The sequence below is a fragment of the Sphingomonas sp. Leaf242 genome, from assembly GCF_001422045.1.
Lineage (GTDB): Bacteria > Pseudomonadota > Alphaproteobacteria > Sphingomonadales > Sphingomonadaceae > Sphingomonas.
The window spans coordinates 591,400-604,181 of sequence record NZ_LMLW01000008.1; the positions used below are offsets into that span (position 1 = coordinate 591,400).

Annotated in this window: 6 protein-coding genes; 4 read left to right on the forward strand and 2 right to left on the reverse strand. The window is 66.0% G+C overall.

Annotated elements, in window-relative coordinates; all coding sequences use genetic code 11:
* The first annotated feature begins 249 nt into the window (after window positions 1-249).
* The 4 genes from ASF09_RS10685 (at window position 250) to ASF09_RS10700 (ending at window position 10,315) form a co-directional block, all read left to right on the forward strand.
* The gene (locus ASF09_RS10685; RefSeq protein ID WP_156359313.1) at window positions 250-5,358 is read left to right on the forward strand and encodes a hypothetical protein; all 5,109 of its coding nucleotides are present in this window, start codon (window positions 250-252) and stop codon (window positions 5,356-5,358) included.
* Window positions 5,359-5,542: 184 nt separating this feature from the next.
* Entirely contained in the window at window positions 5,543-7,678 is a 2,136-nt protein-coding gene (locus ASF09_RS10690; RefSeq protein WP_060526172.1) for a type I secretion system permease/ATPase, read from the forward strand.
* Window positions 7,675-9,066 carry an HlyD family type I secretion periplasmic adaptor subunit gene (locus tag ASF09_RS10695; protein WP_060526173.1) on the forward strand — a complete coding sequence of 464 codons (1,392 nt, stop codon included), beginning with the start codon at window positions 7,675-7,677 and terminating at the stop codon, window positions 9,064-9,066. Before ASF09_RS10690 ends, ASF09_RS10695 begins: the two co-directional genes overlap by 4 nt.
* 184 nt (window positions 9,067-9,250) lie before the next feature.
* Window positions 9,251-10,315, forward strand: a complete 1,065-nt coding sequence (locus ASF09_RS10700; RefSeq protein ID WP_162237249.1) for an acyltransferase family protein — start codon at window positions 9,251-9,253, stop codon at window positions 10,313-10,315.
* Here the strand turns inward: ASF09_RS10700 and ASF09_RS10705 are convergent.
* Together ASF09_RS10705 and ASF09_RS10710 are read right to left on the reverse strand one after the other, a co-directional pair.
* The gene (locus ASF09_RS10705; protein ID WP_060526175.1) at window positions 10,308-11,633 is read right to left on the reverse strand and encodes a hypothetical protein; all 1,326 of its coding nucleotides are present in this window, start codon (window positions 11,631-11,633) and stop codon (window positions 10,308-10,310) included. The two genes, ASF09_RS10700 and ASF09_RS10705, sit on opposite strands and share 8 nt — an antisense overlap.
* Window positions 11,633-12,769: an acyltransferase family protein gene (locus ASF09_RS10710; RefSeq protein WP_060526176.1), complete on the reverse strand. Its 1,137-nt coding sequence runs from the start codon at window positions 12,767-12,769 to the stop codon at window positions 11,633-11,635. The genes ASF09_RS10705 and ASF09_RS10710 overlap by 1 nt, the downstream gene beginning before the upstream one ends.
* Window positions 12,770-12,782: the final 13 nt, after the last annotated feature.

The following is a 12,782-nucleotide window of genomic DNA, read 5'->3' on the forward strand; positions in this document are numbered from 1 at the left end:
GCGAAGCCCGCGCAGGCACGGGCAATCTATGCTGCAAGGCAGCGTTTATACAGTGCTGGTGCCGCGTCTGGCCGATTTTGGCAAGTGGCGCACAGGGTTCCGTCGCCTGCATGGTGCCGTTCGACGCGTTGCTGCAGCGCGAAACGTTTTTGTAAATATAATACGGTTAATCGGAATTTAACGGCCTTGCTTAGGGTTGGTTGCAGGACTTTCTGCGATTGCACGAGTGACGTCATGGAGATGCAAACCGTGCCCACCACACCCGCTTCCGCTACATCCTTCCTGTCCACGCTGGGCGTCAACGCTCATTCCGGGAACGCCAACAACGCGTACGGCAATGCGAGCTTGACGATCAACAGCCTGAATTATCTCGGTATCGGCACCGTGCGCGACACGTTGCCCGGGTCCGGGATCGGTAACGCCGTCGTCAACGCGATGGCGGCGGCGGGCGTCAAATTCGACTTCGTCACGTCGTCGGCGCTGCCCGCGACGGGCGCGTCGGGGTTGGCGAGCTATGTCGCGACGCTTGCGGATTTCCAGACGCGGCATGCCGGCAGCATCGTCGCGGTCGAGGGATTGAACGAGGTCAACACGCAGCCGTTCAGCTATAACGGCAGCGGTTCGCTGGCGGCGGCGGTCGATTACCAGAAGGCGCTGTATACCGCGGTCAAGGGCAGCACCGGCCTGTCCGGCGTGTCGGTCATCAACCTGTCGGTCGCGCTGGAAAGCCCGTCGGCCTATGCGGCGATCGGCGATCTCGGCGCGTATTCCGATTATGCCAACGCGCATGCCTATACCGCGTCGGGCAGCACCTCCGATAAGGTAATGGAAGCGTCGATGGCACGCGCGGGCGCGGCGTCGAAGGGCGACAAGGTGGTCATCACCGAAACCGGTTATACCACGCTGTCAAGCGACCCCGGCCTCGGCGTCAACGAAAGCGCGCAGGCCAAGCTGACGGTCAACGCGCTGCTCACCGCGTTCGAGAACGGATCGAGCCAGACGTTCCTGTACGAACTGTTCGACAGCAGCCTCGATCCGAGCGGCGCGGAAAAGGAATTCCACTTCGGTCTGTTCAACGCGGACGGGACGCCCAAGATGGCGGCGACCGCGGTCCACAACCTGACCAGTCTGCTGTCCTATGTCGATGCCGGCACCGGCACGGCGGCGTCTGCCGCGACCGCCTATTCGCTGGGTGGCATGCCCACGGACGGCCATTCGCTGACGCTGACCAAGGCCAATGGCGCCTATGACATCCTGCTGTGGCGCGATGCCAATCTGTGGAACACCGCGACCCAGTCCGAAACGACGCTGGCGGCGAAGACCGTGACGGTCGATCTCGGCGGCCTGCAGAAGACGGTCTATGTCTACGATCCGCTGAAGGGCAGCACGCCGATCGCGACCTATACCAACGTCAGCCAGATCACGCTGGCGGTCGGCGATCATGCGCTGGTCGTCGAAGTGGGGTCGAAATCGGCCTATACCGATACGGCGACGGCGGTTCCGGCGGCGTTGAGCACGACCGCCGACGGCCTCGTTGCGCAGATCGACAAGCTGGCGGCGTCGACCGGGCTGCAGACGATCGCGTTGAGCGACAGCGCGGTGCTGAGCGTCGCGTCGGTATCGACGATGCGGTACATGATCGCGAACTACGGTGCCACGCTCGCGAAGGTGTCGGGCGGCTATTCGTTCCTGGTCACGCAGACCGGCGACGGCTGGAAGGAAGACCAGTCGTTCGACGCGAAGGGCGTCCTCGTGTCGACCGCCGACTACGGTTATGTCGGCGGTGTCGTCTCCAACATCCACACCGAATTCGCGGGTGGCGTGGTCAGCGATCAGAGCTTCACCACCGGCAAGCTGTCGGCGACGATCGTCAACGATCCGAAACTCGGTCGCACCGTCACCAGCTACGACATCACGACCGGCAAGCCGACGACGATGACCGTCACCAACATCGACGGCAGCAGCGCGGCGACGGTATACAAGAACGGGATCGTCTCCACCTACACGGCGATCGCAGCGGACGGCGCCAGGATCACCGACACCTTCGATGCCAACGGCGCCCGGGTCAGCGAAGTGCAGGTTGACACCGGCAACGTGTGGACGACGTTGCAATATGACGCGAACGGCGCGGTCGCGCGCAAGTTCGTCCAGCGCCCGGACGGCAGCAGCGAGAGCTATGGCTATAATCTGACGGGTCTCGCCTACGTAACCGAGCATCAGGTGATGAACGCCAAGGGCGTGGTGACGCTGGTCGAACGGTCGCGCGCCGACGGCACGCTGGTGACCACCGCACAGGTCTTGGCCGATGGCGGCAAGGTCTCGAGCAGCTTCGGACCCAAGGGTCAGTTGCTGACCAAGGTCACGAATGCGGCGGACGGTACGATGACCTCGCTCACCTACGACGCAACCACGGCCAAGCTGGCATCCAGCGTCGTGCAGACGTCGGCCGGCGCGACGACGACGATCAACTATGTCGCAGGCGTGATGTCCGATCGCACGCTGGTCCGCGCCGATGCCAGCCGCACGGCCGAAACCTTCGACACGACCGGGATGAAGACGCGGCAGGTCGATGTCGACACCGCCAAGACCTACACCACGCAGGTTTTCGATGCGACGACCGGCAAGCCGCAGCGCACCTATGTGCAATATGCCGACGGTCGCAGCATCGTCACCAGCTACAACGTCACCGGCAAATCCTACGTCACCGAGACGCAGACCACCGACAAGGCGGGCAAGGTCGTGTCGGTCGTGCGCAGCCATGCCGACGGCACGCCCGATTATACCGACTCGTACGCGAGCGACGGCGTCCGGACGACGATCGCCTATGACGCCACCGGGCACAGGCTCAACCAGACCATCACCGCGGTCAGCGGCGCGCGGGTGATCACGACCTACGATACGGCGACCGGCGGACTGAAGAGCCGCATCGAACAGGCCGCCAACGGCGCGATCATCAGCAACCAGACCTACAGCGGCGGCGGTCTGGCGAACGAGGAGGTCGCGAGCGATCAGGGCAAGGTCAGCTACACCTATAACAGCGCGGGCGCGAAGCTCTCGCAGGTGCAGACCGCCACCGACGGTACCAAGACCACGACGCTGTACGACGCGACGACGGGGGCGGTCACGAAGGTCTATCTGGCCAATCCGGACGGCAGCAGCGAAACCCGCGCCTACGGCCTGACCGGGCTCGCCTGGACCACGGAAGTCCAGGTCGCCGACGCTTCGGGCAAGCTGGTGTCGCTCACCCGCAGCGCAGACGGTGGGCGGCTGGTGTCGACCGATATCGTCCAGGGTACCTCGCGGGTGACGACCGCCTACGACTCGCAGGGACGCCGCCAGACCGAGACGACGGCGACGGGCGACGTGACCAAGGACGGCACGCGGACGATACTGACCTACGATCCGGCGAGCGCGACATTGGTGTCTCGCGTGTTTCAGTCGGCGGCCGGCGGGACGGTCACGACCAGCTTCAAGGCCGGGATCGTCGCACAGATCGTCTCGGTCCTGCCCGACGGCAGCCGTTCGACGATGACCTATGACGCCGCCGGGAAGAAAACCAACGAAGTGACGGTCGATGCCGCCGGGACCTGGACCACGACGGTGCTCGACGCCACGGGGGCTGCGTCGAGGCGCTACATCCAGAACGCCGACGGCAGCGGCGAAACGCAGCTGTTCGGTATCACCGGCCAGGCCTGGACCACCCAGCGCAGCGTGTTCGACGCCAAGGGCAAGGTCACGCTGGTGGTGCGCAGCCACGCCGACGGCAGCGCGGCGTATCAGGAGGCGAATGCCGCCGACGGATCGCGTCTGCTCCAGACCTACGATGCGACCGGCAAGCTCGTTCAGTCGGTGACGATCGCAGTCGGTGGCGAAACGCATACGCAACAGTTCGATGCGACCACCGGGCTGATCACGCGCGATATCGGTCAGCTGGTCAATGGCGACGTCGCGACCTCGCTCTACACCGACGGGAAACTCGCAAGCCGTCGCACGCAACTTGCGGCGGGCGGCAGGATCGTCGAGGCGTACAACACCGACGGATCGCGCACCGCGGACACCTATACCGCTGCGGGACTGCGCACGACGGCCGTCATCGTCGATGCGGCGGGCACCTGGAGCACGACCCTGTATGACGCGGCGGGCAAGCAGACGAGCAACTTTGTCGAACGCGCCGACGGCACCGCCCAGAACACGCTGTATAACCTCACGGGCAAATCCTACGTCACGCAGACGCAGCAGGTCGATGCGAAGGGCGCGGTCGTTTCGGTCGTGCGCACGCACGGCGACGGCACGCTCGACTACACCGAGACGCGCGATCCCGACGGTACCCGCACGCTGACCTATTACGATGCGAAGGGGCGGAAGACGCAGGCTGCGACGGTCAGTGGGAACACGACGCAGACCAGCGAGTACGACGCGGCGACCGGCAATTTGCTGACTCGCACCGAACAGGGCGGGGGGATCACGCACAGCCGCGGGTTTGACTCCGCCGGGCTGCTCACCAAGGACGTCACCGTCACCGCGACGGGGCAGTGGACGACTCTGCTGTACGATCAGTCGGGGGCAGTTACGCGCCGCTATGTGACGGCGCCGGACGGCTCGGCGGTCAACACCGTCTACATGCCCGCAGGCTCCGACTATGCGGTCGGCGTGATCAAGACCGATGCGACCGGCAAGACGATCTCGGTCGATCGCACGCGCGCGGACGGCAGCCGCGCCTATGCCGAGGTGAGCGACGCGACCGGGCAGACGCAGCAATATTTCGACGTCGCCGGCCGCGAGCAGGGCAAGGTCGTGACCGACGCCGGCGGGCGTACGACGATGAACTTCGATACCGCGAAGGATCAGCTTTACGCGAGCAAGACCGAGCTGGCCGGCGGCGGCAGCATCGCCCGCAGCTATACCGCGGGCGTCATGACCGGGCGCACGACGACCACCGCCGCGGGCGTCGCGACGACCGAGAGCTTCGCGACCGCGGGCCACGCGATCGCCGATGTCCGCAGCGCGGCGAGCGGCTATGACGCGATCCTGGTCGGTGGCGTCGGCGGCGTGACCGGCTCGGTGGCGGACGAACTGTTGCTCGTCGACCGCAGCGGTGCGACCGTCGCGGGCGGCGGTGGCAACGATCGCTTCCTCGTCACCCTCGGCACCTCGGCGACGATCGCGGACTTCGGTGCCGGTCACGACCTGCTCGATCTCTCGGCCTTTGCCAAATCGGGGTATCAGCCGATGATGGAGATTTCGGGTAGCGACCTGACCGTGAAATACGATCAGGGGGCGACGATCACGCTGACCGGGGCCGCGGCGCACAAGCTCGTCCAGACCTCGGCGAGCAGCGGCGTTTACGCCTTCGGCTGACGCTTTGCGGCGCGCGTACCGGTTTAAGCGGTGAAGCGCGCCGCACCGCAACATCCGATTAGGATTTAGGGCTTAACCATAAACAACACCGAATCGGTTTTGTGGAAGATGTTATGACCCCAGTCCGTATTCCCGCCGCTCGTGCGCCGGCCGGCCGTGTTCCTGCTGCGGGCCGGCCGGGCGCATGAAGTATCAGGCGATCCAGGACGATAGCGGGCTGGTCGCGCTGACCGCGCTGCTGGCGATCCACCGCATTGCGGTAGATTCCGATCAGTTGCGGCACGGTCTCGGCCATTTCCATTCGCTCGACGCCGATGCGCTCGTCCGGCTGGCGGGCGGCATCGACGGTGTCCGCGCCAAGACGCGGATCGCCAAGCCCGAGGATCTCGCCCGCTTGCCGCTGCCCGCGCTGGCGGACGGGCCCGAGGGCTGGTTCCTGATCGGCCGGATGCAGGGCGACGAGGTGCTGATCCAGCGCGCGCACCAGCCGGTCGAAAAGATCGATCTCGCGACGCTCGCGACCCTGTGGTCGGGGACGCTGGTGCTTGTCACCACGCGCGAGAGCGCGGCGCTGGCGAGCAAGGGGTTCGACTTCTCGTGGTTCATCCCGCAGATCGTCCGCTATCGGCGACTGATCGGCGAGGTGCTGCTGATCACGCTGGCGCTCAACCTGCTCGGGCTTGCCGCGCCTTTGTTTTTCCAGAGCGTGGTCGACAAAGTGCTGGTCTACGGCACGCTGTCGACGCTGTCGGTGCTGACGATCGGCTTCGTCGCGGTGTCGTTCTGGGAGACCGCGTTCGGCTGGCTGCGCACGCGCCTGTATTCGGAAACGAGCCAGAAGATCGACGTCGAGCTTGGCGCGCGGCTGTTCCGCCACCTGCTGCGGCTGCCGCTGAGCTATTTCGAATCGCGCCGCGTCGGCGATACCGCGATGCGCGTCCGCCAGCTCGAGACGATCCGCGAATTCCTCACCAACGCCTCGCTGACGGTGCTGATCGACCCGGTGTTCGCGGTCGTCTTCCTCGCGGTGATGGCGCTGTATTCGATCAAGCTGTTCTTCGTCGCGGTGCTCGCGATCCCCGCCTATCTCGCCGTCGCGCTGCTGGTGACGGGGCCGCTGCGCAGCCGCCTCGACGACAAGTTCGAGCGGGGTGCCGCCAACAACGCATTGCTGGTCGAGAGCATCGCCGGGATCCAGACGGTCAAGGCCGCCGCGGTCGAGCCGCAGTGGCAGGACGCGTGGGAGCGCCGGCTCGCGGGCTATTCGGCGGCCAACCAGCGCGTCATCGATCTCGGCAACACCGGCAACAACGCGATCCAGCTGATCTCCAAGCTCAACATGGCGGCGATCCTGTATTTCGGCGCGCAGGCGGTGATCGCGCACGACCTGACCGTTGGCGGGCTGGTCGCGTTCAACATGTTCGCGCAGCGCGTCTCGGGCCCGGTGATCCGCATGGCGCAGCTGTGGCAGGAGTTCCAGCAGGTCCGGATCGCGGTCGAGCGGCTCGGCGACGTGCTCAACCACCGCGTCGAGCCGGGCGCCGGCAGCCAGACCGCGCTGCCCGCGATCCGCGGCAGCGTCACGTTCGAGAATGTCCGCTTCCGCTATGCCGACGACGGGCCGTGGACGCTCGACGACATCGATCTGGTCGTCCCCGCCGGCTCGACGCTCGGCATCGTCGGCTCGTCGGGCTCGGGCAAGTCGACGCTGACCAAGCTGCTCCAGCGGCTCTACGTCCCCGCCAACGGCCGCGTGCTGGTCGACGGCGTCGACGTCGCGCAGATCGATCCGGCGTGGTTGCGCCGCCAGATCGGCGTGGTGCTGCAGGAGAACGTGCTGTTCAACCGCACGGTGCGCGAGAACATCGCGCTCGCCAACCCCGCGCTGCCGATCGACAAGGTCATAGCCGCCGCCGAAATGGCGGGCGCACACGAGTTCATCAGCCGGATGCCGCAGGGCTATGACACGATGATCGAGGAGCGCGGCGCCAACCTGTCGGGTGGCCAGCGCCAGCGGCTCGCGATCGCCCGCGCGCTCGTCACCCAGCCGCGCATCCTGATCTTCGACGAGGCGACCTCCGCGCTCGACGCCGAGAGCGAGGAGATCATCCAGACCAACCTCAAGCAGATGGCGGTCGGCCGCACCGTCATCATCATCGCCCATCGCCTGTCCGCGATCCGCCAGTGCGACCGCATCGTCGCGCTCGAGAAGGGGCGTCTGGTCGAGCAGGGCTCGCACGACGAACTGCTCAGTCACGGCGGCCGCTACGCCGACCTCTACCGACGCCAGATGGGCGTCCTGTACGGAATCGCCTCATGACCGCGCTCACCCATCACCTGTCGCTCGTCCGTCGCGCCTGGATCGAGGATCGCGCGACGCGTCGCGACCGTCGCATTCCGCTCGAGACCGCGTTCCTGCCCGCGGCGCTCGAGGTGATCGAACGCCCGGTGTCGCCGACCGCGCGGATCACCGCGTGGCTGCTGCTCGGCGGGATGGCGGCGAGTGGGCTGTGGCTGACGCTCGGCCATGTCGATATCGTCGCGACCGCGGAAGGGCGGACGATTCCCGCCGACAGCGTCAAGCTGGTCCAATCGGTCAGCGGCGGTCTGGTTCGGCGGATCTGGGTGCATGACGGCGACGTCGTCAAGCGCGGCCAGCCGCTGGTCGATCTCGATCCAACGCTGTCGTCGGCCGACGAAGCGCAGGCGCGCCAAGCGCTGCTCACCGCCGAGATCGACGTCGCGCGCAACGCCGCGATCGTCGACGGGCTGAGCGGCGGGCGCGGCGTGTTCGTCGCTCCGCCCGGCACGCCCGCCGACGTGCTCGACACGCAGCGCCGGCTGGTCGCGGCGCAACTCGGCAGCGCGCGCGCGGCCGATGCCGGGCTCGCCGCCGCGCGTCGCTCCGCGCTCGCCGATGCGGCAGGGGCGGGCGATCAGATGCGCGCGCTCGACGCCAACCGGCCGCTGATGGAGCGCCAGGTCAAGGCGATCGAGACGCTGGCGGCGCGCGGCTATGCCAGTGGCCTGCGCGTGCTCGACATGCAGCGCCAGCGGCACAGCGAGATGGGCAGCCGCGATGTCGCCGCGCAACAGCGCACGCGCGGGCTCTCGGAAGCGCAGCGGTTTGGCGAGGAACTCAATCATTCGCGTGAAACGGCGCGCCAGACCGCGCTCGGCGATCTCGCCAAGGCGCAGTCGGATGCGATGCAGCGCCGCCAGGATCTCGCCAAGGCGAGCCAGCAGAGCCGGATGCAGCGGCTGGTCGCGCCGGTCGACGGCACCGTCCAGCAATTGGCGATCCACACCGTCGGCGGCGTCGTCGAGCCGGTCCGCGCGCTAATGGTGGTGGTGCCCGACGGCAAGCTGACCGTCGAGGCCAAGCTGCTCAACCGCGACGCGGGCTTCGTCCACGCCGGCCAGCCGGTCGCGCTCAAGCTCGAGGCGTATCCGTTCACGCGGTTCGGCACCGTGCCCGGCCGGATCGTCTCGGTCAGCCGCGACGCGGTGCAGGACGAGAAGGGGCCGTCCTATTACATGGCGCGGATCGCGATGGACCAGCGCACGGTCACCGCTGACGGGCGTCAGATGGTCCTGACCCCCGGCCTCGCGGTCACCGCGGATATCCGCACCGGTCGTCGCCGCCTGCTCGACTACATGCTCGACCCGGTATCGCGCGATGTCTCCGAAGCAGCGCGAGAGCGGTAGGGGTGGGCGCATCCGCACCGGATGTGCCGCATCATCTTGCGCCCATGCTGCAAGATGACCTAGAGGGCCCGCGGCGCGATATCGCGGGCCAGGCCTCTTGGTCCATCGACCGAACGCGGGTTTCCCACAGTCCGTTTCGATCGACTTCGGATGCGACGGGCGAGGCGGATCGGAACGAATGCAGATGACGGATAAGCCCGGAACGGTAGTTCGGCGAGAGCGCGATGTCGCCGCCGATATCTTGCGCGGGTTGGCGATCGTGCTGGTCGTCTATGGCCATCACGCGCGTGGCGTCATGAAGAATCCCGATGCCTCGGGTATGCTGCAGGTGCTCCAGGCGATCGATTTCGCGATCTACACGACGCACATGCCGGTGTTCTTCCTGGTCGCGGGCTACAACGCGTTCTTCTCGATCCGCAAGGTCGCGGCCGGACATTATCTCCGGTCGCGGGGATGGGCGATCGTCTATCCCTATGTGCTGTGGTCCGCCCTGTTCTGGGCGAGCATGACGGCGGCGCGGCTGATCATCCACGTCAACGGCGACCTCCCTCTCGATGCGCTGCTGCATATCGCGACGCACCCGATCGGCATCTTCTGGTTCCTGTACGCGCTGCTGCTCATGCAATTGGCGGCCTTGCTGTTCGCCGGGCGCGCCACGGTTGCCGCCGGTGCCGCCGCGCTCGCGTTGCTGGCCTTCACGTTTCTGTCCGACGCGCCGCCGACCGACGTCGTGCCGCAGATGATCGTTCACGCGCCGTATTTCGTGGCGGGTCTATGGCTGGCGCAGCATGGCCGCAAACTGATGCACCCGATCCGTTCGCCGATCGGCATCGCCCTCGCCGCGATCCTGTTCGTCGCGGCTGCGCTGGCCTTATGGCGGCGTGGCGATGTCGTGGCGGTCAGCCTGTGGACAATCCCGGTGTCGATGCTGGGTCTGTCGCTGATGATGACGCTGGCCTGTGCGCTGGCACCCGCCGGGCGCGCCGGTCGTCATCTGGCCTGGCTCGGGATGGTATCTCTGCCGATCTACCTGATGCACGTCATCTTCCTGCCGACGGCGCCGCGGCTTCTCGCGACGCTGCATCTGCGTAGCGTTCCGCTCGATCTGGCGTTCGGCACCGCCGTCGGGCTGTATGTTCCGGTCGCCGTCTTCATGCTGGCCGAGCGGCTCGGCATGGCGGACTGGGCCGCGCTGACCGGCAAGTCGCCGTTCAAACGGCACCGGCCGGCCCCGTCACCAATCAGGTAGAGACTGCGGCATCGGTTTCGGCCGAGCGGAGCGCGCGCCGCTGCCAGGGCTTGCCGCGCAGGAACATGTCCGAAAACGCATAGCCGATCGAGATCGTCGCGAACGACGGACCGTAGCACTGCACCGTGATCGTGTAGATGTTGAGGATGAAGATCATCACCAGCTTCGACCGGATCTTGGTGCGGAACGGCGCGATCGCCATGCCGACCATGAAGACCAGCCACGGAACCCCCATCATCAGGTACGTGCTGAGATAGAAATTATCGACCGGTACGGTGTATCCCGACATATCCGTATAGGCCATCGGATAGGAGAAGCAGCCGAGCCCGCAGCCGACGAACAGGCCGGCGGGAAAGAGATCCGACAGGTAGGTGAAAGGTAGCTGCCAGCTGTTGTTGATTCGGTCCTGGAGACTGAACAGGGACGAACTCATCTCGGACAGGTCGACGCCGCCGAGAACCGCGATCAGCACGAACGGAATCGGCACGCACAGGAACGACCATTTGGCGAGATTGCGCTCGATGTCGTATTTCTTCAACGACGGCATCAGGATCTCGGTGGCGAGATAATAGAGCGCGAAGCAGACCGCGACCAGCATCGCCGACCGGCTGGTGCTGATATGGATCGCCCAGTAGATCACCGGCCACAATGCCAGATTGAGCCACTTGGGAATCCGGTGGAACAGCATCAGATACGGAAAGACGACCATGTACGCGGCCATCGTGCTGTCGCCGGCCAGCCCGCCGTATCGCACGACGCCGTCGATCCACCAGACCCGGCCGACTTCCTTGCTGTTGCCGAAATTCTCGAACTCCGCGCCCGTCCAGGGATAATCGAAATAGGGCGCGGCGATCAGGCCGACGATCGAGGCGATCATCAGCCCGATCATCATATACCGCACGAACTTGTACTGCGTGATGTCGCTGCCGCAGAGCGCCAGACCGACGTAGAACGGAAAGAACAGCTTGAGCGACGAGATCAGCGCAAACGGCGATTCGGACATGAAGACATAGCCGACCATCGCCGCAGTGATCGTGTTGAGGACCAGCAGAATGGCGAAGGGCGAGCGGTTTCGAAACGCGATATGCCAGGCGAAATAGCCGAAGGCGCCGATCGAGAGCAGGTCGGGGATGAACCACACCGGCGACAGATGCGTCAGCGCAAGCGCCCAGCGCAGCACCGCGGTCAGCGTATCGCGAAACGCGAACATCAGGAACAGACCAGCCAGCAGCTTGTTGGCCAGTTCCTGGTTCATGCTCGTCGACCAGTTCCGCTGGACCGTCGTCCGGGCGGGAAATGCATCGATCGTGGTAGCCATCAGCGAGTTTCCGGTTCTTCAGTGACGATGACGCCGGCGCGGCCGGGCGCGGGCTGGCCGTCGCCCATACCAGTGCTGCCGAAGCGACTCCAGCGGCGGCTGAGAAACGCGAGCATCGGCTTTTCGATGAAGCGGTGGACGATGACCGCGCCGATCACCGCGCCGACGAACACGAGCGGCAGCAGCAGTTCCGGTGCGCGGTCCAGGATGCCGAGCTTCTGCGCGATCACCTGGGCCAGCTTGATCGCGATCGGATGCGACAGGTACAGCGCGTAGGACGCGTCGCCACCCGCGACCAGCAGACGGGTCAGGCCGGTGGGGGCGACCTGGCGTCCGCCGACCGGCTCCAGCCCGAGGACGGCCGCTGCCATGATCAACGTGGCGGGGATACCGCCGGTGACGATCCGGCCGATCGTGTCGTAGGCGTCGGTCTGATACCCGATCACCGCGAGCACCAGCGCGAACGGGATCGTCGCGAGCGCGATCGGGCGGGGAATACGGACGCCCTTCAGGAACAGGTGCGCGAGCCCGATCCCCGCGAGGAACTCACCGGTCAGCGGATAGCCCCAGAAATGCAGCATCCGCCAGTCGGCCGGGGCAAGATGCGCGACGGCCATCAGCCCGAGGATCGCGGCGACGATGATCGCGATGCCGGTGGCGCGACGGAACGGCAGCGCGATCGCGAACACCGCGTAGAACATCATTTCGTAGTTCAGCGTCCAGCCCAGCGTGAACACCGGAAAACAATAGTCGCCGCACACCGGCCCCGGCAGGAACAGGTACGAGAACACGATGTTCAGCGTGCCGGGTCGCGGCGCGCCGGTCGCGACCAGTACGGCCAGCGCAAGCGTGGTGAACAGCCAGTAGAGCGGCGCGACGCGGATCAGACGACGGCGCAGAAAGTCTGCGGCGGCGCCTGCCTTCCCGAACCGGTCGTGCATCATGTAGTACATCACGAAGCCCGAGATCACGAAGAAGACGTCGACCCCCAGTCCCCAGTCGAGCGGGACGAAGCTCCAGTATCCGGCGCGTGCGCCGAGATGATCGACCAGCGCGTGCTGGCTATGCCCGCAGAGTACGAGAAAGGCCGCTAGGAAACGCAGGATCTGGAGGCTGTCTATCCGGCCTAGACGCATCGGGAAAACCTTA